The sequence below is a fragment of the Plantibacter sp. CFBP 8804 genome, assembly GCF_014841225.1.
In the GTDB taxonomy this organism is placed as follows: Bacteria; Actinomycetota; Actinomycetes; order Actinomycetales; family Microbacteriaceae; genus Plantibacter; species Plantibacter auratus.
Map to the genome: position 1 here is coordinate 70,785 of NZ_JACYTU010000011.1, position 21,537 is coordinate 92,321.

The following is a 21,537-nucleotide window of genomic DNA, read 5'->3' on the forward strand; positions in this document are numbered from 1 at the left end:
CCGAGCAGCGCGGATGATCAGGTCATGAAGACGATGACGGGCGCGGTGACGCCCAGTCGCGACACGGACGATCGCGGTCGACGACTCAGCGTTCGACCGCTGGTGCGACGTCGAGCGCATCGAGTTCCAGGACCAGTTCCATGCACCGCAGGCGTGCGCGGGAGAAGTCGTAGGGCATCATCCGGACGGCCTCGGTGAGGCTCGTCGAGCCGCACGTCGAGCCTGCGCCGTCCTCGTCGTCGGGAAGGGGGTGGGACTCGTCCCACGCGTCAAAGCGGTCGTCGTCAGTCTGCGCCAGGCCGGAGTCCTCGATGACCGTGCGGAGGGCCGCCTCGAAGGCATGCCGTTCGGCGGCGATCTCCGCCACCCGGGGGTCGTCGACCGCGACGGTGTCGTCGAGTGCTGCTTCGGCGGCGTCGACTCGGTCGGACTCCTCCCGCAGCTCCGGGTGGGTGGCCAGGGCGATGAACCGCGACGCCTGGACGGACGCGCCGAGCCCACCGAAGATCCGCTCGGTCACGAGCAGGGTGTCCAGGTCGTCCTGCCGCAGAGCGCCCTCGGGCAGGTCTGTGAGGCGGTCGCTCACAACCTCGGAGAGCAGTCCCAACCTGCTGCCCTGCGCACGCATGCGCTGCACGGCGGTCCGCTGCTGCTCGAGTTCTGCCCGCCGAGCGACGAGGGAGCCCTCCAGGCGGTCCAGGATGCGCGCGATATCGTCGTCGGTATCGGTGATGCCATCCGCGAAGGCGCCGCGGATGTCGTCGAGGGCGATGCCGGCGTCCGCCATCCGACGGATCCACAGCAGCCGGATCATCTCGTCGTAGCCGTAGCGGCGGCGATCGTCACTCCCCCGCTCGGGCTCAGGGAGCAGACCGATCTGGTGGTAGTGACGGATCGCCCGTGGGGTGGTGCCGACGAACGCAGCGGCGCCTCCGATCGTGACCTGGCGCGGTGGGGTGAAGGACGAGAACATGTGGGGGCCTTCCTCGGTGGGCGGGATACGTCCACTGCACCACATGACGCTACGGCAGGTGCAAGTCGCGCCGCGGCCGTCCCCCGGGAGACGGGCCCCCGATCGAACGAACGCCCCTGGGCACGGTGACGCTCGATGGTGAGCGGTCCCCATTCGCTGAGCCGATTGCGACCGGTACGGTTTGGCCATGGGGAATCGCATCGCACGCATCACAACGCTTCGGGACGCAGCGCGAGAACATGCGCTGAGCGCGACCACAACGTTGCGAGGAACCCCATGATCACGAGCATCGAGATACTCGGCACTGAGGAGCTGCTGCTGCAGCGGAACCCGCGCGCCGCAGCCGTGCACCAGGCGATCGTGGCTCGCGGCCGCGAAGCCGTGATCGCGCTGAACGAACGATTCGACGACCCGTCGGACGATGCCGCTATGAAGCGACTCGACACCGAGCTCGAGGCGATCGTCGAGCGGAGTGTCAGTGAGTACGTCCGTCAGGCCAGTGGGCTGTTCAGCGCCGAGGACGTCGACCTGTGGACCGCGAAGATCAGCCGGGTGCCCGGCAGCTATGTCGGACGAGCGGCGGCCGTCGGCGTGCCCGGAGCCCTGCTGCTGATGGAGTCCGTGGAAGAGGCGGAGTCGGAGGAGAACAGCACCTTCATCTCACTCGACGACACCCTCTCCAACATCGCGGGGTATTGCCAGTGCGGCTACGCCACGAGCCGCATCGCGCCCAGGCAACTGTGCCGCCTCTGCTCCGGCGGCGTGCTCATCGCGTGGAGGACCGAGGAGGACCAGGTCATCGCGACAGCCCCCAAGGTCCGGTCCGAGCTGCACGCAGTGTTCGAGGAGTTGCTCGACGAGCTTGCCACCATCCACCTCGCGACGGGCGACGCCTCGGCCGAGACCCCTGCGCGCCGTCGAGCGGGCAACGCCGGGATCACCCGGGTGAACGAGACCTATGCCGAGGACATCGCGCTGCTCGACCTCACGCGATGGCGGGAACTCAGCGATCTGAACCAGCTCAGCCAGATCACGGCGGTGACGGCTCACGCGAAGCACTGGTCGCAGTGGGGTCTCGGATCGGCGCGGTTGGCGATGTTGGCGATGCAGAGCGATCCGGAGATCCAGGCACGGATGCGCCGGATCGCCGGCAGCCGGCCCGCTCCGAAGCCCTCGCTGTTCGAGCGGCTCTTCTCCCGACGATGATGTCCGCGACGGCGACGATCGGACCGCGCGCGGCCGCCGTCGGCACCGGTCGCCTCCGCCGACGCAGGTCGGCCACACAGGAAGTGGTGTGACGTGTTCGTCCAGCCGACCCTTCGCGAACCCCGGCCGAGATCGCCACGCATCCGCCGCAGTAGGGCCGGCCGGATCGTCGTGCTCGTCCTCCTCATCGCCATGGCCTGCATCGCAGCGATGATCCTGTACTCCTGTTCGACGATGAGGATCGCCGCCTGGCGGGTGACCCCGGTCCTCCAGGAGGTCGTCGGCGAACACGGCACCGTCTCGGCGTACGCGAAGGAGTTCACCTACAGCTCCGGCTCGAGCTGCACCCTGTCGGTGGACCTCGACGAGGACATCACGGTCGATGAGACGGCGACGGTCCTGCAGTCACTCGCACCCACCGACCGCTTCGCGCCCTGCGACATCAGCACCGTCGAAACGGCCGCCCGTTCGACCGTGTTCGCCGAGAACTGGAACACCATCTCCGACGACGGCTGGGTGTCGGTCGCCGAACACCTGGCCGGACCGGGGCCGATCACGCTGTACTTCGCCACCGACGCCCCAGCCCATCTGGACGCTTCCGAGCGGGGACGGTACACCGACTTCGTCGACCTGCTCCGTCAGCACACGACCGGCGACCGCCTCGATGACACCGTCGGTCCCGTCCGATGGACACTGACCTGGGACAGCGGCACCGGCGCCTATAAGGGCGTACGCATCACCACTGACGAGACACCGCCCGCCGCGCTCGCCGACTTCCTCGAAGCGCTCACCATCCCGTTCCAGGGATCATCGGGCCTCGACAGCATCATCTACACCGTCGCCGACGGCGAAACCACGCTCCACGCCAACCTCAGCAAGCCGGATGACCAGGTCACCGCTGCCATCCAAGCGGCGTTCGCAGCCTCCGGACTACCCGGCGTACTGACGATCAACCCGCCAGCAGCCTGAGCCGTCCGAGCCGAACGCGCCGCCGCTGACCTCGGTCCAGGTGGACGGACTGACCCGGCGGACTATGCGCTTCGGTCACTCATCCGGAGCCAGTCCGTGATGGTGTCAGCGACATGGTCGAGGTCGGATTCGAGGAGGAAGTGGCCGCCGTCGACGAGCTCGACGCGAGCATCGGGGGCGTCGCGGGTGAACGCTGTGGCACCGGCGGCGGCGAAGATCTCGTCGTTACGCCCCCAGATCGCGAGCACCGGTACCTGTGAGGTGCGGAGCCATTCGTGCACCGCGGGGTAGAGGTCCCGGTTGGTGGCGTAGTCGCGGAAGAGCGCCAGCTGCACGTCGTCCTGACCCGGACGGGCGAGGAGCGCGAGGTCGTGCTCCCAGGCGTCGGGGTCGACGGTCGTCACGTCCGGTACGCCGTGGGTGTACTGCCATTCGACGGCTTCCCGGCCGAGGGCTGGACGGAGCGCGTCGCGCGTCTCGGCGGTCCGCTCGGCCGCGTCGGCCCAGATCGGGTCCCAGAAGCTCGGCACGAAGCCTTCTTCGTAGGCGTTGCCGTTCTGGGAGATGACCCCGACGACGGCAGTGGGGTCGTTGAGGGCCAGGCGCCAGCCGACCGGGGCGCCGTAGTCCTGGACGTAGATCGTGTACTGCGTCACGCCGATGGTCGAGAGGAACCGGCCGGTGACCCCTGCGAGGGCCGCGAAGGTGTACTCGAACCCGTCGACCGATGGGGTGGAGGAGCGACCGAAGCCGATGTGGTCCGGAGCGATGACGCGGTACTGGCCGGCAAGCGCCGGGATGAGGTGCCGGAACATGTGGGAGCTGCTCGGGTACCCGTGGAGGAGCAGGAGCACGGGAGCGTCTGCCGGGCCGGCCTCGCGGTAGAAGACGTCGAGCCCGTCGATCGAGACGGTGCGGTGGTGGACGGTGACCATTGCTAACCCCTTTAGATTGTTTTACTGGTTAGTCAGACGGTAGCATGGATCCAGGACGCCGGACGGCGCACGAGAACGGAGAACGATGCTTCGCGACGAGGAGCTGCTGCTGGGCCTGTTGAACAGTGCGCCGGTCGTCGAGGGCACCCCGACCGACCGTCTCGAGGGGGCGACCGGACGAGACCTGGCGCGCAGCTGGGGCGGCACGGGATCCGTGGACGAGGTGGCGCGCCTCCGACGTGCGAGACAGGCGCTGCAGACCATGGTCCGTGGAGATGACGGAGGAGCGATCAGAGACCTCGCGGGCATCCTCGACGATGCCGTGCGCACGCCGCGTATCACCCCGGATGGCGTGGTCTGGGAGCTTCAGGTCCCTGACGACGATCGCTTGGTGGCGGGGGTCGTGCTGGCGTGGTCGAGCGTGATCACGGAGTTCCCCGGGCGCCTCCGCGCCTGCGCGAACCACGAGTGCACGCAGTTCCTCGTCGACCACAGTCGACCTGGCACCGCGAAGTGGTGTTCGATGGCGGTCTGCGGCAACCGGATGAAGGCGCGCACGCATGCGCGCCGCGCTCAGAGCTGAGCGGCCCGGCACACGCTCGGATCAGGACGAACGTCGTCTCGCGGCGTCACTTCGCGGCGGCAACATGAGTCCCTCTCAAGCTGACGGTCGGCGCACCAGGCTCGTTCCAGCGGAAGAGCACCAGATGCCAGAGCCCCGGGCGTTTTCGCGAGGGGTCGATCACGCCGTTCGCGCCGCCTGCCAGCAGGCGGTCGCGGACACTCCACGATGTCGGCGTGCCTCCGCCGGCGACGACGTCCTGCCATGGGGCCGCTGCGTCAGCGAGGTCGATGCCTGCCGATTCCAGGGCCCCCTCGTCTCGCAGGTCGACGATGCCGGACGCCTCGACATCGACCTCCACGATCTCGCGCGCCGCCGCCCGAGCATCCTGGTGTGCGATCATCGCGGCCTCAACGCCATCGATGGACGAGCTCAGGTAGAGCGTCGGCTCGTTCGCCCGCGAGTAGCGCCCGGCGGCACGCGATCCGGCGATCGCGAACTCGCGGAAGCTCGGGTCGACGGCGCGATAGAACGTGCCCCTCAGCGGTGGCGCGAAGGTCAGGTCGATACCGGTCACAACGCAAGCTTCTCACCGCGGAATGTCGCGCGCGACCCGATGTCAGCAGGTGATCGAGGGGTCAGGCGTGGGTTCCGCCGTCGATCCGGATCTCCGTGCCTGTGATGAACGCGCCGTCGGCGCTCGCGAGCATCGCGACGACGCCCGCGACGGCATCGGGTGAGGCGAAGCCTTCACCGAGCATGGGTTGGAGCTTCATCATGAGGCTGTAGTCGACGTCGTCCGGCAGGCCCGGACCCACGCTTTGACCGCTCATGCCCGTCCCGCTGGTCATCCCGGATGAGATGGAGCCCGGCTGGACGGAGGTGAACCGGATGCCATCCTTGGCGTACTCGGCGGCGAGCGCGTGCGTCATCGACTGCACGCCTCCCTTGCTCGCGGCGTACGCGGCCATGTAGGGATGGGCGAAGCCGGCGGATGTGGAGCTGAAGTTCACGACGGCGGCTCCAGTACCCCGCTGCAGGGCTGGAAGGGCCTCGCGGATCATGAGGAACGTCCCGGTGAGGTTGACGCGGATGATCTGTTGGAAGCTCTCCAGGCTGGTCGTCGCCGTGTGGGAGGAACGCAGGATGCCTGCCGCGTTGACGAGGACGTCGAGCCCGCCGAGGATTCCGACGGCCTCCTCCACGCCGCCACGAACCGATCCTTCGTCACCGATGTCGATGATCACCGGATGGAAGCGTTCGAGGTCAGAGCCTGCCTTCGACGCGGTGTCCGCCAGGCCTGTGTCGCTGATGTCCGCGGCGACGACCGTCCCGCCTTCCGCGAGGATCCGCAGGGTCGTCGCCTGTCCGATACCGGAGCCTGCCCCGGTGATGAGGACTCGCCTGTCGTCGTATCTGTTCATGTGTGCCTCCATCGGCGTCGTCGTTCTCGGGATGTTCTGTGGCCGGCCGACCGGCGAGCCCGGACCGCCAGGCGGCGGCACCCTCGTCATCGTGCGGCACCCGCAGCGGATCGCGACAGCTGCATCATCTGCTCGAGGGACTCCTCGGGGATGGCGCCCTGGACGAATGCGAGGAACTGCTGCATCGGCATGGATTCGACCATCTTGAGCTGGTCGGGGTTCTCCGCGGCCTGCTGGGCCTGCTCCGCGGTCATCCCCGCGGACATGCCCTGCATGAGCAAGGGTCCGACCTCGGGGTGACCGAACCAGTCGCCGACCGTGGACGCCAGGGTGAGTTCGCGGACGATCGTGTCTCCGCTCAGCGTCACGGCCGTCTCGCGGGTGATGGTGGCGGCGTCCGAGCCGACCTGGATCAGGTGGTCGCCGGCGGTGACGACCCACCGGTCGAGCTCGATGTCCCAGTAGGCGAAGGCGCGCCGATCGAGCCGCAGCGTGACCGTGGTGCTCTCGCCGGCACCGAGGTCGACCTTCGCGAAACCGCGCAGCTCTCGAACCGGGCGGCGCACCGGCGCCGGTGCCGGGGCGACGTAGAGCTGGACGACGTGCTTGCCAGTGCGCTCACCGGTGTTGGTCACGGTGACGTCGACCTCGACCTCGGCGTCACCGACGACCCGGGCGACGACGCTCTCGGTGGAGAACGTGGTGTAACTGAGTCCGTGACCGAACGGGTACCGCACCGGCACCTCCGCCGAGGTGTAGTACCGGTACCCGACGAAGACGCCTTCGCCGTACCGCACGTGGCCCTGCTCGCCGGGGAAGTTCACCCAGCTGGGGGTGTCTTCCAAACGGAGCGGGATCGATTCCGCCAGGTGGCCGGACGGGTTGACCCGGCCGAACAGCACATCCGACATGGCTGAGCCGCTCGCCTGACCGAGCAGCCACCCTTCCAGGATCGCATCGACCTCGTCGTGCCAGCCTTCGAGCGAGACGACGCCTCCATTCGAGAGCAGAACGACGGTCTTCGCCGCTGTCGCTGCGACGGCGTGGATGAGATCGACCTGCGCGGCCGGGAGGGCGAGGGTGTCGCGGTCGAACCCTTCGGACTCGTCGCGGTCTCCCAGCCCGACGAACAGCACGGCGACGTCCGCACGGGCGGCGACGGCGACCGCTTCGTCGAGGAGCGCGGCGGTGTCACCGGAGCCGTCCTCGGTGAACCCGGTCGCGTGCTCGATGGTCACCCCCTCCGCCCACGACTGGTCGCGGATGGCGTCGAGGGCGGTGTCGACGCGGGTGGCGTTGATGTGGGAGCTGCCGCCTCCCTGATACCGGGGCGTGGTCGCGAAGGCGCCGAGCACGGCGATGCGGGTGTCCGGCCGGATGGGGAGGGTGGACTCATCGTTCTTGAGCAGCACGATCGAATCCGCCGCGACCTGTCGGGCCAGCGTGTGGTGGCCGTCCACGTCGAGATCACCGGTGGCATCGCTTGCCAGCTCGGTGAGCGCCACGACCCTGCGGACGGATTCGTCCACGAGCTCTTCGTCGAGTCGCCCGGCCAGCACGGCGTCGACGATCTGCTGGTCGGTGGCTCCTCCACTGCCGGGCATCTCCAGGTCCATCCCGGCTGCCACACCTGCGACGCGGTCACTGACGGCGCCCCAATCGGAGACCACCGCGCCCTCGAAGCCCCAATCGGTGCGCAGAATGTCCGTAAGCAGCCATCGGTTGTGGGAGGCGTAGACCCCGTTGATCTTGTTGTACGAACACATCACGGTGGCGGGCCTGGCCTCCCGGACGACTCGTTCGAAGGCCGGGAAGTAGATCTCCCGGAGGGTGCGCTCGTCCACGTCTGCGCTGATGCGCATCCGTTCGTGTTCCTGGTTGTTCGCGGCGAAGTGCTTGACCGAAGCCCCCACCCCCGTCTCCTGCATCGCGGTGACGTGAGCGGCGCCGAGCACTCCGGAGAGGTGAGGGTCCTCGGAGTAGTACTCGAAGTTCCGGCCGCACAGCGGGCTGCGTTTGATGTTCACCCCTGGTCCGAGGACGACGGAGACTCCGAACGCCCGTGCTTCCCGGCCGACGGCGGCACCCACCTGTGCGGCGAGCTGCGGGTCCCAGCTGCTGCCCACCGCCACGGCGAGGGGGAAGCACGTCGATGGCAGGCTGTCGTTGATGCCGAGGTGGTCGGCGTCACCGGCCTGGCGTCGCACGCCGTGGGGTCCGTCGGTGAGGACGATCGACGGGATGCCCGCGTCGGACAGGCTCTTCGTGGACCAGAAGTCGGCGCCGGAGAGGAGGGCTGCCTTCTGCGCGAGGGTCAGTGCTGATGGATCGAACGTCATGCTGATGCTCCAGTGGTTGCGGCGTCGAGGGACGCTTCGATGTCGGTCTTCAGTTCCTCGGATGCGCCCGGGATGTAGTCCAGGAGGGTTCTGATGGACAGGGCCGCGGCGCCGGGGTCGTCGCCGTCCAGCGGCACGCCAGGGACGTGTCGGCCGAACGCGTCGGTGAACAGGCGCCAGGCGTTCGGATCGGCTGCGATCTCGCCCAGGGTCGAGTCCAAGTTGTACGAACCGCCCTGGCCCGCGTCCTCCACGGGGTAGTTCCACTCGTGCGACCCGGCAGCGATCTCGAACGCCGCCGCATCCGGGTGCAGCGGGAGCTCGACCACGGCGGTCGTGCCGTCCGGGATCGTGACGAGCACGCGGCCCTCACCGTCGACGATCCGCCAGTCGACGAGTACGTCGCCGTGCGTGGTGGTGTGTCTGAGCACTGCGGAAGTGACACCGCGGCCAGGCCGGGGCGCGATGCGCATCCTGGAGTAGCCGGGCTCGACCGGAGTGAGGCCGCCGATCGTGCGGTGCATCCAGTCGACGACGGCGCCGAGTGCATAGTGGTTCAGGGAGGTCATGCCGGACGGGTTGATGGAGCCGTCAGGACGGATCGAGTCCCACCGCTCCCAGATCGTCGTGGCCCCCATGGTCACGGGGTACAGGAACGACGGGCAGCCCGTCTCCAGGAGGAGCAGGTAGGCCGCATCGAGGTGGCCGGTCGAGGACAGTGCGTCGGTGACCAACGGGGTGCCGGCGAATCCGGTCGAGATGCGGTAGCCGGCCTTCGCGACGATCGCTGCGAGCCGGTCCCCCGCGTGTGCCCGCTGGGACTCGTCGAGGATGTCGAACGCGATCGCCAGCGCGTAGGCGGTCGCGGTCTCGTCGACCACTCGCCCGTTCGCACTGACGTATTCATTCAGGAAGGCGGTCCGCACGCGTTCGGCCAGCGCTCGGAACTCCGCTGCATCGTCGGGCCGCTCGAGGACGCCGGCGGTGTCGGCCATCTCCCGAGTGGTTCGGCAGAGATAGGCCGCAGCGACCAGGTGCCGATCGGTCTTCCCGCCGGCCGGGTTGTCCGCCGGCGCATCGGGGTCGAGCCAGTCCCCATACTGGAATCCACTGCTCCACAGCCCGTTCTCGTCGAGCAGATCGGCGACCTGGCGGATGAATGCGGTCATCGAGGGGTAGGCCTCCGCGAGGATCCGCGGGTCGCCGTACTCCCGATACAGCGTCCAGGGCAGACTGACGGCCACATCGCTCCACAGGGCGGTCGGCGATGACGGGGTCGACAGGACGTCGGGGACGACCCAGGGCACGAAGCCCCGCGCCGCCTGCTCGGCGGCGAGGTCGCGCAACCAGGACCCGAGCACGCCGCGGACGTCGTAGAGGAATGCAGCGGAGGGCGCGAAGGCGTTGATGTCGCCGGTCCAGCCCAGCCGTTCGTCCCGCTGCGGGCAGTCGGTGGGTACGCCGACGAAGTTGTCGCGCATCGACCAGACGGCGTTCGCGTGGAGTTGGTTCAGCAGCGGATCGGACGTCTCGAGCCACCCGGTGCGCCGCATGTCGGAGTGCACGACGATCGCTCGGACCGCATCGGCGGTGAGTTCGCCGGGCCACCCGTCGACCTGCACATACCGGAAGCCGTGGAACGTGAAGCGCGGTTCCCACACCTCGGGGCCACCACCGCTCAAGGTGTAACGGTCCGTCGCCCGCGCTGTGCGGATCGTCTCGTAGTCAGGCTCACCGTCGGTCACGACCTCTGCGTGGCGGAGCGCGATGGTCGTGCCGGCGGGGCCCGTGACCTGCAGTCGCACCCATCCGGAGATGACCTGGCCGAAGTCCAGCACGGTGAGACCAGCGGGTGTGGTGAGGATGTCCACCGGCGCGAGCTCCTCGATGCGCCGGATCGGCGGGGCGATAGGTTCGACGAGGGACGCCTGCGGCCAGTCCATCACGGTCACGCCTGCCCAAGCACTGTCGTCGAAGCCGGGCGCGTCCCACCCTGATGGCTCCAGGCGGGCATCGAACTCCTCACCGTCGTAGATGCTGTCGGTCAGCGCCCCACCGGTGCTGGAGCGGAAGGTGTCGTCACTCACGATCACCTCCGTGCTCCCGTCTGCATATTCGAGCTCGAGTTGCAACCAGCCGGCTGCACGATCGGAGTAGTGATGGCGCTTGCCCTCCCACCCGAGCCGGCCCAGCGCCCACCCCTCGCCCACGACGGCACCGATCACGTTGCCGCCCAGGCGGATATGATCGGTCACCTCGTGGCTGCTCACCACGAGGCGGTGACGATAGGACGTCCACCCCGGAGTGAGGACCTCATCACCGACCACTGATCCGTTGAGGTGGGGTTCGATCAACCCCACGGCGGTGACGCGCAGCGTCGCGGCAGCAGGTTGTCTCGTGAGCGTGAATTCCTTGCGAAGGTACGCGGCAGGTCCCTCGGGCGCTGGGCGGGGTGTGGCTGGAGTGATGAAGGACGCGGTCCAGGTCGACATGGTGGCTCCTCGAGGGGTGGTGACGGGCTATCGGACGGATCGGATTCTCAGGACCACGAGCCCTCCGAGCAGGGTGAACGCTGCGGCGATGATGTACAGCAGTGTGTAGTTCTTTCCGCCGCCGGCGGTGACGCCGATCGCGAGGAAGACGGGCGCGATGAACGGCGCGACAGCTTGCGGGATCGACACGGCGAAGCCGATGATCCCCATGTACCGCCCGGCGTTGGTGGCCTTCTCCGGCAGGACGTCCAGGATCAGCGCCTGATCGACCGCGGCGAACATCCCGATGCCGACCGACGTGATCAGCGACCCGGTGTACAGCACCGGGACGTCGGAAGCCAGGGCCATCACGATCGCGCCGACGGCGAACAGCACGGCGCCGAGGAGGACGAAGACGCGTCGGCGGCGGACCTTGTCCGACAGGAACCCGCCCCCGATCGCGCCCAGGGTCGTCGCTCCGATCCCGAACAGGCCGAGGGTGGCGATGATCGGTGCGACCTCGGTCACCTCGACGCCGAGCCGTGAGGCGAAGAAGAACGCGGTGAAGGTCGTGTTCAGGGTGAGACCGAAGTAGAAGAGGAACCGCCCCAGCCAGACCAGCGAGAAGTCCGGGAACCGCCGCGGGTTGTACAGATACTTACTGAACAAGGTCTTCGGCGAGAGCCGCTCATCGAAGCGGGCCCCCCGCGTGTCCGGTTCCCGCGTGAAGAGCACGAACATGGCGACGAAGATCACTCCGACGAACCCCGGGAGCAGGAAGAGGAGCAGAGCGTTCCCGGAGAACGACCCGGCGATCACGACACCGAACACCGGCGCCACCTGGGTCGCGAACCCCGCGAGTCCGGCGACCTTGCCACGCTGTGTTTCAGACAGCTTGTCCGCCATCGACGTCTGCAGATTCTGCAGCACCTGACCCCAGCCGATCTGCGCGAGAACCCAGCCGAAACCGAGCACCAACACGGATGGAGCGAGCGCCATCACCACGAGGGAGACCACACCCAACACCGTGCCCGCGATCATGAACGGACGACGACGCCCGATCCGCGTACGCGTGCGGTCGCTGAGCACCCCTAACAACGGAGCGGTGAGCATCACGACGAGGGCACCCGACCCGGTGATGTAGCCGAGGTACTCGTCACGGCCGGGAGCAAGCTCCGAGAGGCGGATCGCCAGGGAGATCGCCAGCGGAGTGATGAAGGCGACGAAGACGCCGAACTGCCCCAGTACCTGGAACCAGATGTAGGACGGGCTCGCCTGCGGCTCGGCCCGGGTGGGTGCGCTGTCGATGACCTCCTCGACGGCTGCCGGCGCTGCAGGGAACGGCTGGGCGGGGGCAGCGGACGCTCGCGGCGTCTCGTTGCGTGGGGGCTCGTGTGTCATGGGGACTCCGTTGTCGAAATGGCGCCGGGTAGCGCGCGCTAGTTCTGCACTCTAGTCCGATCGAACTAGCACGCGCAAGCACAAGTACGGCAGAGTGGTCCGGTGAGCGATCCCCTCGTGAAGAAACGCCCAACGGCCGCCGACGTCGGACGCGAAGCCGGAGTGTCGCGCGCGACCGTCGGGTTCGTCTTCAACCAGACCGCCGGACAGACGATCTCGTCGAGTACCCGCGCACGCGTGTTGGAGGCGGCCGAGCGGATCGGCTACCGGCCGCACGCCGGAGCGCAGGCACTCGCTCGAGGGGCGAGCCGCATCGTCCTCCTCGTCCTCCCCGACTGGCCTGTCGGCGCGAGCATGCAGCGGTTGATCGAGGCAGCCAGCAGCGTGCTCGACGATGCGGGGTACACCCTGGTGACGTATACGCCTCGCCGCGAAAGCGCCGTTCGGCCACTGTGGGAGCTGCTCGAGCCGGAGGTCGTGATGGGGTTCGCCCCGTTCACGCCGGAGCAACTCGTGAGCATGCGCGCTCAGGGCATCAATCACATCTTCCCCGACGACATCGGCGGCAGCGCCTCACCCGAAACGGGACCTGCCGAGCAACTCAGGTTCCTGCACGGCCTCGGACACCGCCGCATCGCTTATGCCTCGACGGCTGATCCCCGGCTGACTGATCTCGCCAGCGTGCGCGTCCAGGCAGCTCAGCAGCACGAGCAACGACACGACCGGGTTCCACTCGACGTGCGGACACTGGCCGGGCAGGACGATGCGATCGAAGCGGTCCGTGACTGGCGCGCCGCCGGAGTCACCGCCGTAGCCGCCTACAACGACGACGTCGCGGCCCTCATCGTGGGAGCGGCTGTGCGACTCGGCCTCAGCGTGCCGAACGATCTCTCCGTGATCGGCCACGACGACGCACCGATCGCAGCCCTCTTCGTCCCCTCCCTGACGACCGTGCGCCGCAACGAAGAAGCCGACGGCGCGAACTTCGCAGCCGTCGCGATCGCCCAAGCCAGCGGGACCGAGCTGCCGGATCTCTCCGAAGCGGTCCTGGAACAGGTCATCGTCCGTGACTCCTGCGCCGCGATACCCGCCTCGGACCAGCTCGTTCGCTGAACGGCGGGCGACCTCGCGAAACGCGGTCCTACCTACATCCCCGGCGCCATGTCGGCGAAGCGGCTGAAGTGCCCGTGGAACCCGACGGTGATCGTGCGCGTCGGCCCGTTACGGTGCTTGGCGATGATGAGGTCGGCCTCGCCCGCTCGCGGGCTGTCCTTCTCGTAGGCGGACTCGCGGTGTAGGAGCACCACCATGTCGGCGTCCTGCTCGATCGAGCCCGACTCACGGAGGTCGGACAGTGCCGGCATCTTGTCGGCCCGCTGCTCCGCACCACGGTTCAGCTGTGACAGCGCGATGACGGGGACCTGGAGCTCCTTCGCCATGAGCTTCAGCGCACGGGAGAACTCCGAGACCTCCTGCTGACGGCTCTCGACACGCTTGCCGGACGTCAGCAGCTGCAGGTAGTCGATGACGACCATCTTCAGCCCCACGCGCTGCTTGAGCCGACGGCACTTCGCGCGGATCTCGACGAGCGTCATGTTCGGGCTGTCGTCGATGTAGAGCGGTGCGTCGTTGATGCGGCCACGCACCTGCGCGATCTTCGTCCAGTCCTGCGAGTCCACCGTGCCCTTACGCATGAGCTGCAGCGGCACGGACGCCTCCGCGCTCATGAGACGCATCGCGATCTCGCTGCGCCCCATCTCGAGCGAGAAGAAGATCGACGGCTGGTTGTAGTGAACCGAGGCTGCACGGGCGAAGTCGAGCGCGAGCGTGGACTTACCGATAGCGGGTCGGGCGGCGACGATGATGAGCTGACCCGGGTGCAGACCGTTCGTCAGTTCGTCGAGCTCGCGGAAGCCCGTCGGCACGCCGGTCATGGAACCATCGGTGTGCTTGGCGGCCTCGATCTCGTCGATCGCGGCACTCACCGCGTCGGTCAGCGGGACGTAGTCCTCGACCTCCTGGTTACCGGAGACGGCGTAGATCTCGGCCTGGGCGGAGTTGACGAGCTCCACGGCCTCACCCTCGGCCGCATAGCCCATCTGCACGATGCGGGTGCCAGCCTCGACGAGACGACGCAGCAGCGCGCGCTCCGCGACGATGCGGGCGTAGTAGCCGGCGTTCGCCGCGGTCGGCACGAGGCTCGTCAGCGTGTGGAGGTAGTCAGCTCCACCGGCGCGGGACAGCTCGCCCGTCTTGACGAGCTCGTCGGTGACGGTGATGACGTCGGTGGGCTCACCGTGCGAGTACAGCGTCAGCAGGGCGTCGTAGATGACCTCATGCTTCGGGATGTAGAAGTCCACGCCACGGAGCGTCTCGACCACGTCGGCGACCGCGTCCTTCGACAGCAGCATGCCGCCGAGTGCACTCTGCTCCGCGAGGAGGTCGTGCGGAGGGACCCGCTCGTTGCCGCGCGGCTCGTCGTACGATCCGCCGCCTTCGGAGCGGTTGAGGTGAGCGATCGACAAGTGGACATCCCTTCTCGATGTGGACTCGGGTGGTGCGGGTGGTGACGACTCAGGTGTAGCAGGAGCATGCGACACGCACGGGCCCTGCGGGGCGCTCGAGGGCTACGGACGAGGGCTGCTCAGCCTGCTCGTCCGGCTGTTCCGAGACGCCGATGACTCACGATAGGGCCACTCGTCTCCACAACCAACTCTGCCTGTGGATAACTCTGTGGAGAGATCGGGGGAAACGCCGCGTGTCGTGTGCACAAGCTGTGGGAAACCCTGTGGAGAGAGAAGTTTTTCTGCCGCGCAATACAGCGCTGACCAGGAGATTCTGATTCCACAGGCTGTGTGTGGAAAGTTCTTTCGATCCTGTGTCGAACGTTGGGGAGAACGGGGGTCACCTGTGTACAACTTGCTTGACGCAGAGGGCGAAACGGGTGTAGCACACAGGCGTCTGGGCAGCCCTTCGCCCCCGTTCTGGGCACAGAAAAACGCGATGGCGGCAGACCTCTCGGTCCACCGCCATCCCGCTCATCACGACGTGCATGAGGCGCCGGGCCCGGAGGCCCGACACCGCACGGCGGGTACTACTTGGCCGCGACCACCTGAAGGGTGATCGTGGCGACGATCTCGTCGCGGAGGCTGATGGTGGCCTCGTGCTCGCCGACGTACTTGATCGGGGTGTGGATCTCGATCTTGCGCTTGTCGACCTCGCCCAGCCCGGCTTCCGCCACGGCCTTCGCGATGTCGGCCGGCTTCACGGAACCGAACAGACGGCCTTCGCCACCCGTCTTGACCGTGAGCTTGACCTTGATGGCCTGGAGGCGAGCCTTCAGGTCCTGGGCCTCTTCGATCGTGGCGTGCTCGCGCGCAGCGCGGGCCGACTTGATCTGCTCGACCTGCTTCTCGCCACCGCGGGTCCACGGGGTCGCGAAACCCTGGGGCACGAGGAAGTTGCGAGCGTAGCCGTTCTTGACGTCGACGACGTCACCAGCGGAGCCGAGGCCGGAGACCTCGTGCGTCAGAATCACTTTCGACATGTGCGGCGCCTCCTAGCGGCCAGAGCCGGCGTAGGGCAGGAGCGCCATCTCGCGTGCGTTCTTGACCGCACGTGCGATGAGTCGCTGCTCCTGGACGTTGACACCGGTGATACGACGAGCGCGGATCTTTCCCCGCTCGGAGATGAACTTGCGAAGCGTGGCGACATCCTTGTAATCGATGACGCCAACGCGGATCGCCTTCGCGGGAGCGACGTTCTTGCCGCCCTTAGCACCGCGGGCAGGCTTGCGGCGGTCGCCGCTCGACTTTCCAGCCATGGTTGTTCCTTTGCGTGTGAATGGAGTGATCGGCTAGCCGGCAGAACCGGACCGATCGAATCTGTTTAGAAGGGGGTCTCGTCGCTGTAGCTGCCCGGAGTGTTCCAGGCATCTGCACCGCCGTTGCCGCCGGAAGCTGCGGGTGCGCTCTGAGCCCAGGGCTCGTTCTGCTGCACCTGCGGAGCTCCGCCGCCGCGCTGCTGACCACCGCCGCCGCCACCCGAGGGTGCACGGCTGATGGTCGCGGTCGCGTACCGGAGCGAAGGGCCGATCTCGTCGACTTCGAGTTCCATCGAAGTCCGCTTCTCGCCTTCCTTCGTCTCGTAGGAACGCTGCTTGAGACGCCCGGTCGCGATGACGCGGCTTCCCTTGGTGAGCGATCCGGCCACGTGCTCGGCGAATTCACGCCAGACGCTCGCGCGCAGGAACAGCGCTTCGCCGTCCTTCCATTCGTTCGTCGCGCGATCGAAGTTGCGCGGCGTGGAAGCGATGGTGAAGTTGGCGACAGCCAGGCCGTTCTGCGTGAAACGCAGTTCCGGATCGCTGGTCAGGTTGCCCACCACGGTGATGACGGTCTCGCCGGCCATGAGCCCTAGGCTTCCTTGGTCTCAGCCGCAGCCGGAGCCGCGTCTGCCTTGGGAGCCGCGGCGACAGCAGCAGCGGGCTTGGCGGCAGCCTTGCGGGCGGCCTTCTCTTCGCTGCGCTTCGTCTCGGTGGCGACCTGAGCGATGGCCTCTTCGGCACGCAGCACCTTGGTGCGCATGACGGCCTCGGAGAGCTTCAGCTGACGGTCGAGCTCCTGCGTGGCAGCGCTCGATGCAGTGAAGTCCACGACGGCGTAGATGCCTTCGGTCTTCTTGTTGATCTCGTAAGCGAGACGACGACGGCCCCAGATGTCGACCTTGTCGATGGTTCCACCATCGTTGCGGATGACGTTGAGGAACTTGTCGAGGCTCGGTGCAACCGTGCGCTCGTCAATCTCGGGGTCGAGGATGACCATGAGTTCGTACTGATGCGTCACTAACCCACCTCCTTCGGACTCGAACGGCCACAGACTTTCTGCGGCAGGAGGGTGTAAGCATCGTTGCGATCGGGCGAGAACAGAGCGGACGCACCCGGGCAACCTTCACAGCGTACCGGACGGGAGCCCGTACCGCCACCGCGGGCCTGTCGCGGAGCCGCCACGCGTGGGATGCTGGACCCGATGAGCAGCCCAGCCAGCCGACAGCGCGCCGACCGACTGATCGGTCTCGACCTCGCGCGGTTCCTCGCACTCATCGGCATGATGGCCACGCACGTCTGGGCGTTCGACATCGCGACCGGCGGACACACGCCGATCACGGAGGTCCTCTCCGGCAAGGCCGCGGCCCTGTTCGCCGTGCTGGCCGGGATCGGGATCGTCCTCACCAGCCGCCGCGACCTCGCCGCCGGTTCTCCGGCAGCAGCGCGCCTCAACCTCTTCGGACGCGGCTTCGCCCTGCTCGTGCTCGGCCTCACCCTCGGCGTGCTGCCCGGCGGCATCTACGTGATCATCGCGTACTACGGCGTGACCTTCTGGCTCGCGATCCCGGCCGTCACTTGGCGTCCGCGCACGTTGCTGATCGTCGCAGCCGTCTGGGCGGTGGTCTGGCCGATCTGCTCGCAGGCGCTCCGTGTGCCGCTCAGTGGCGTGGACTCCCCCGAGATCGGCAGTGCATCCTGGTTCGACGTCTCGGGTGGCGGGTTCGCCCGCGGGCTGCTCCTCACCGGGGTGTACCCGGCGCTCACCTGGATCGTCTACGTCCTCGTCGGGATGGCGGTCGGTCGGCTGCTCATGGATGCTCGGGCGGACGGGACCCTGCGGCGTTTCGCACTCCGGCTTGCGGCGATCGGACTCGTCGTCGCCATCGCCGCGGATCGCCTCGCCGCCCTGCTCCTCGGTCCCGTCGGCGGCGTGCAGGGCATCGCGCGCGCCTGGACCGGCGGCCTCGAGCCCGATCCGACGACGATCACCGCCGTCGAGGACGCCCTCGCCGAAGGGATGTACGGCACGAGCCCTACGGAGTCCTTCTGGTGGCTCATCGCCCGCGCCCCGCACTCGGGCACCACGCTCGACCTCGTCTTCACGATCGGGATCGCGGCGGTCGTCATCGGCCTGTGCCTGGCACTCGGCACGGTCCTGAACCGCGGCTGGTCGCTCGCACTCCTGCCGGCGACCGGCGCCGGAGCCGCTCCGCTCACCGTCTATTCGGCGCACGTCTTCATGGCGTCGGTGGGTACCTTGATCGCCGCGATCGCCGGGACGTATGCGGACACGGCGTGGCTGATCTCGAGCTCGCAGCTCTGGCTCATCCACGTCGCCGGTGCGCTCCTCCTCGGCTGGATCATCGCCCTCATCAAGCGTCGCGGTCCGCTCGAGGCGCTCGTCCACGCGGCCGGCCGGGCACTCACGGTCGCCGCGAACCGCTCTGGCCGGACGCCCGCGACGATGACGCCCACGCCCGTACCCCACGGAACACCGCACGTACGATGACCGCTCCGACGACACGAACCACGACGCTGGACACGCGACCACTCACCGAACGGATCGACCGACGCGCGCTTCGCGAGTACCGCACGGGCCTCCCGGGCGAGGTCCGTCCACCACTCATGGCGGCGATCTGGCCAGCCGTCGTGCTGGCGGTTCTGCCGATCTTCTTCCTCTCCGCCTGGTGGTTCGTACTCGAAGACGGCTCGATGCCGGATGAGCCATGGGACTGGTCGGCCCTGATCCTCCTGCCCTACCTCGCGCTGCCCGTCGGCATGCTCGTCCTGCTGGTGCGCACGGTCCGACGACGCAGCGGCGTCCGCCAGTACCGGCTGGACCGGTTCGCGCGGGCGAACGGCCTGAGCTACCGGCCGTTCGCCATCCCGGTGGCGCTGCCCGGCCTCATCTTCACGATGGGCGGGACGAGCGTGGTCAGGGACCTGCTGTGGCGGGACGGCAGGTCGCCGCTGTCCGTCGGGAACCTGCGCACGACCATCGGTTCGGGACGGAACCGCAAGGAGCATCGGTGGGGCTACGTGGCACTCCGGCTGCCGGTGGCGCTCCCCCACATCGTCCTGGACGCCGTCGGCAACAACTCGCTCCTGCACCCCCGCCTGCCCGTCACCTACGCCAAGGACCAGCGGCTCTCACTCGAAGGCGACTTCGACCGCCACTTCGAGCTGTACTGCCCGCGCGGCTACGAGACCGACGCCCTCTACCTCTTCACGCCCGACATCATGGCGAGGTTCATCGACACCGTCGCCGAGCTCGATGTCGAGATCGTCGACGACCACCTCTTCCTCTACTCGCCGAAGGACCTCTCGACCCTCGAGCCCGAGGTGTGGAGGTGGCTGATGTCGGTCGTCGACATCCTGACCGAGCGCATCACGCAGTGGGAGCGTTGGCGGGATCGCCGACTGGAATCGGTCGACGCGGCGACGATGCGGGGTTCGTTCCCGCTGATCCGTCCGCCCCGAGGCGTGGCCGGGCAGGGCAGACGCCTGTCCCGGCGGACGGGCTGGTGGTGGTTGATCGGGCTCGCCCTCGCCGTCTACGGGTGGTACCTCATCATCGGCGACGCGGTCCGGGCGATCACCGGCGGCTGAGCCCGTCCCAGCCCGCGAACTGTCACTTCGGAACAGTGCGGGCCGCGCACACCCGCATCTACTGACAGTTCGCGGGCTACTTGGCGTCGGCGTAGGAGGTGACGACGGCGGTGGTGACCGGGAACTCGACCGGCGCGGTGCCGAAGATCAGGCGACCGGCCTCCGCAGCCGCCTCGCGCACGAGGGCGACGACCCGCTCTGTCTGCTGCTCGGGGCAGTGGACGACGATCTCGTCGTGGAGGAAGAAGACGAGGTGGGCCGACTCGTTGAGCGCAGCGGCAGGCCCGACCGTCTCTGCGGCGAGCGCCTGCAGCCGTGTCCGGAGGCCGGCCATCCAGCACAGCGCCCATTCGGCGGCAGTGCCCTGCACGACGAAGTTGCGAGTGAAACGACCCCAGCTGCGCGCCTCCATCCGGGCACGCTGGGTCGCGGCGGCGTTCGCCCCCTCCATCGATGCGGCCGACTGGATCTCGCGCCAGGTCTCGCCGGGCAGCGGTGAGGTACGGCCGAGCCGGGTGCTGACCCGCTCACCGCGTTCACCGGCTCTGGCGGCCGTCTCGACGAACTCGATCGCCCGCGGGAACGCCCTCGTGAGCCGGGGCAGGAGGCGCCCGCTCTCCCCCGTCGTCGCGCCGTACATGGCACCGAGCATCGCGATCTTCGCGTGCGGTCTGGTGTCGACCGCGCCGACGTCGACCATGCCCTGGTAGAGGTCGACGCCGCGTCCGGCATCGGCCATCGCGCGGTCGCCGGACATCGCCGTGAGGATCCGTGGCTCGAGCTGCGCGGCGTCGGCGACGACGAAACGCCAGCCCTCGTCCGCGAGGACGGCACCGCGGACCTGGTGCGGCAGCTGGAGGGCACCGCCGCCGTCGGACGCCCAGCGGCCGGTGACGACCCCTCCGGGCACGTAGGTGGGGCGGAAGCGTCCGTCCTTCACCCAGGTCGCGACCCACGTCCAACCGTTCGCGGTGAGGAGGCGGGACAGCTTCTTGTACCGGAGCAGCGGCTCGATGACGGGGTGCTCGATCTCCTGCAGCTCCCACTGGCGAGTGGACGTCGCGTTGATGCCGGCACGCTGCAGGGCCTTGAGGAGTTCGCCAGGCGACTCGGGGCTGAGCTCCTGCACCCCGAGGGCGGCCTTGACCTCCTCGAGGACCGCGGCCAGCTTCGCCGGACGGACACCGGGCGGCACCTTGGGGCCGAGGGCCTCGGCGAGGATGCGGTCGTGGGCCTCGGCGTCCCACGGAAGACCGGCGAAGGTCATCTCCGTGGCGATGAGGGCACCGGCGGACTCGGCGGCGAGGAGGAGTCCGAGCTGCGAGCGTCCCTGCGGTGTCGCGCCGTCGACGGCGTCACGCTGGAGCGTGAACTCGGCGACGGGATCGCGCTCGCCACCCGGGAGGTCGAGGTCGAAGAGGGTCCCGACGGCCTCCGCACGCTGGGCGACGCGCGGATCGAGGACCTCGTCCCACGGGCCGGCCGGAGCCGTCGCGAGGGCGGAGTCGGCGGTGAAGGAGGCGTTGCGGAGGAGGTTGTGGGAGAGCCGGAGGTCGACGCAGCGGGCGACCCGGACACCCGCGGCGAGGAGCGCCGGGTACCAGAGCGTGGTGTCGTCCCAGACCCAGCGCGGCGGGTTCGGCTCGGCTTCGAGACGCCGGACGAAAGCCGCGAGGTCGGCGCGCGGGATGGTGGTCTCGGAGACCGGAGGTGGCTCGCCGGACGGAGTGGGGCGGTCCTCGAGGTGCACGACGCGCACGCGGGCGCCGTCGAGCTGCTGGAGGACGATGTGCACCACTCCAGTCTGCCGTCACCCGCCGAC

19 protein-coding genes are annotated in these 21,537 nt (G+C 68.3%); 6 read left to right on the forward strand and 13 right to left on the reverse strand.

Annotated features, from left to right (window positions below):
• Nucleotides 1-85: 85 nt before the first annotated feature.
• Nucleotides 86-973, reverse strand: a complete 888-nt coding sequence (locus IFU11_RS15990; RefSeq protein WP_192019587.1) for a MerR family transcriptional regulator — start codon at nt 971-973, stop codon at nt 86-88.
• A 276-nt stretch (nt 974-1,249) separates the two neighbouring features.
• On the opposite strand from IFU11_RS15990, the gene IFU11_RS15995 reads away from it, so the two are divergent.
• Nucleotides 1,250-2,179 carry a hypothetical protein gene (locus tag IFU11_RS15995; protein WP_192019588.1) on the forward strand — a complete coding sequence of 310 codons (930 nt, stop codon included), beginning with the start codon at nt 1,250-1,252 and terminating at the stop codon, nt 2,177-2,179.
• A gap of 93 nt (nt 2,180-2,272) precedes the next feature.
• Entirely contained in the window at nt 2,273-3,148 is an 876-nt protein-coding gene (locus tag IFU11_RS16000; RefSeq protein WP_192019589.1) for a hypothetical protein, read from the forward strand.
• Nucleotides 3,149-3,210: 62 nt separating this feature from the next.
• Here the strand turns inward: IFU11_RS16000 and IFU11_RS16005 are convergent, their stop codons facing one another.
• Nucleotides 3,211-4,083: an alpha/beta fold hydrolase gene (locus tag IFU11_RS16005; protein WP_192019590.1), complete on the reverse strand. Its 873-nt coding sequence runs from the start codon at nt 4,081-4,083 to the stop codon at nt 3,211-3,213.
• A gap of 85 nt (nt 4,084-4,168) precedes the next feature.
• Between IFU11_RS16005 and IFU11_RS16010 the strand changes: the two genes are divergently transcribed.
• A complete protein-coding gene (locus IFU11_RS16010) occupies nt 4,169-4,666 on the forward strand; it encodes a CGNR zinc finger domain-containing protein (protein WP_124767761.1) in 498 nt (165 codons plus the stop codon).
• 46 nt (nt 4,667-4,712) lie between these two features.
• On the opposite strand, the gene IFU11_RS16015 is transcribed toward IFU11_RS16010, so the two are convergent.
• The 5 genes from IFU11_RS16015 to IFU11_RS16035 form a co-directional block, all read right to left on the reverse strand.
• Complete coding sequence (locus IFU11_RS16015) at nt 4,713-5,222, reverse strand: RES family NAD+ phosphorylase (protein WP_371742807.1); 510 nt, start codon at nt 5,220-5,222, stop codon at nt 4,713-4,715.
• Nucleotides 5,223-5,283: 61 nt separating this feature from the next.
• A complete protein-coding gene (locus IFU11_RS16020) occupies nt 5,284-6,069 on the reverse strand; it encodes an SDR family NAD(P)-dependent oxidoreductase (protein WP_191939909.1) in 786 nt (261 codons plus the stop codon).
• Nucleotides 6,070-6,155: 86 nt separating this feature from the next.
• Nucleotides 6,156-8,408, reverse strand: coding sequence for a glycoside hydrolase family 3 C-terminal domain-containing protein (locus tag IFU11_RS16025; protein ID WP_192019591.1), 2,253 nt, complete (start codon nt 8,406-8,408; stop codon nt 6,156-6,158).
• Nucleotides 8,405-10,900: an alpha-L-rhamnosidase gene (locus tag IFU11_RS16030; RefSeq protein ID WP_192019592.1), complete on the reverse strand. Its 2,496-nt coding sequence runs from the start codon at nt 10,898-10,900 to the stop codon at nt 8,405-8,407. Before IFU11_RS16030 ends, IFU11_RS16025 begins: the two co-directional genes overlap by 4 nt.
• Before the next feature lie 27 nt (nt 10,901-10,927).
• Nucleotides 10,928-12,280, reverse strand: coding sequence for an MFS transporter (locus IFU11_RS16035; RefSeq protein WP_192019593.1), 1,353 nt, complete (start codon nt 12,278-12,280; stop codon nt 10,928-10,930).
• 102 nt (nt 12,281-12,382) lie between these two features.
• Between IFU11_RS16035 and IFU11_RS20850 the strand changes: the two genes are divergently transcribed.
• Nucleotides 12,383-13,393, forward strand: coding sequence for a LacI family DNA-binding transcriptional regulator (locus tag IFU11_RS20850; protein ID WP_192019594.1), 1,011 nt, complete (start codon nt 12,383-12,385; stop codon nt 13,391-13,393).
• Nucleotides 13,394-13,425: 32 nt separating this feature from the next.
• Here the strand turns inward: IFU11_RS20850 and dnaB are convergent, their stop codons facing one another.
• The 5 genes from dnaB to rpsF form a co-directional block, all read right to left on the reverse strand.
• Entirely contained in the window at nt 13,426-14,799 is a 1,374-nt protein-coding gene (dnaB, locus tag IFU11_RS16045; RefSeq protein ID WP_369808454.1) for a replicative DNA helicase, read from the reverse strand.
• A 575-nt stretch (nt 14,800-15,374) separates the two neighbouring features.
• Nucleotides 15,375-15,827, reverse strand: coding sequence for a 50S ribosomal protein L9 (rplI, locus tag IFU11_RS16050; RefSeq protein WP_192019595.1), 453 nt, complete (start codon nt 15,825-15,827; stop codon nt 15,375-15,377).
• A 12-nt stretch (nt 15,828-15,839) separates the two neighbouring features.
• Nucleotides 15,840-16,103: a 30S ribosomal protein S18 gene (gene rpsR / locus IFU11_RS16055; protein WP_056010351.1), complete on the reverse strand. Its 264-nt coding sequence runs from the start codon at nt 16,101-16,103 to the stop codon at nt 15,840-15,842.
• 65 nt (nt 16,104-16,168) lie between these two features.
• Nucleotides 16,169-16,690 (reverse strand): single-stranded DNA-binding protein, encoded by a 522-nt coding sequence (locus IFU11_RS16060; protein WP_064295656.1) that lies wholly within the window; start codon nt 16,688-16,690, stop codon nt 16,169-16,171.
• Between the two features lie 5 nt (nt 16,691-16,695).
• A complete protein-coding gene (gene rpsF, locus IFU11_RS16065; RefSeq protein ID WP_194718777.1) occupies nt 16,696-17,103 on the reverse strand; it encodes a 30S ribosomal protein S6 in 408 nt (135 codons plus the stop codon).
• A 204-nt stretch (nt 17,104-17,307) separates the two neighbouring features.
• Here rpsF and IFU11_RS16070 point away from each other — a divergent pair, with 204 nt between their 5' ends.
• Together IFU11_RS16070 and IFU11_RS16075 are read left to right on the forward strand one after the other, a co-directional pair.
• Nucleotides 17,308-18,615, forward strand: coding sequence for a heparan-alpha-glucosaminide N-acetyltransferase domain-containing protein (locus tag IFU11_RS16070; RefSeq protein ID WP_192019596.1), 1,308 nt, complete (start codon nt 17,308-17,310; stop codon nt 18,613-18,615).
• Entirely contained in the window at nt 18,612-19,715 is a 1,104-nt protein-coding gene (locus tag IFU11_RS16075) for a hypothetical protein (RefSeq protein WP_192019597.1), read from the forward strand. The genes IFU11_RS16070 and IFU11_RS16075 overlap by 4 nt, the downstream gene beginning before the upstream one ends.
• 76 nt (nt 19,716-19,791) lie before the next feature.
• Here the strand turns inward: IFU11_RS16075 and IFU11_RS16080 are convergent, their stop codons facing one another.
• Nucleotides 19,792-21,510, reverse strand: a complete 1,719-nt coding sequence (locus IFU11_RS16080) for a bifunctional 3'-5' exonuclease/DNA polymerase (RefSeq protein ID WP_192019598.1) — start codon at nt 21,508-21,510, stop codon at nt 19,792-19,794.
• Between the last annotated feature and the right edge of the window lie 27 nt (nt 21,511-21,537).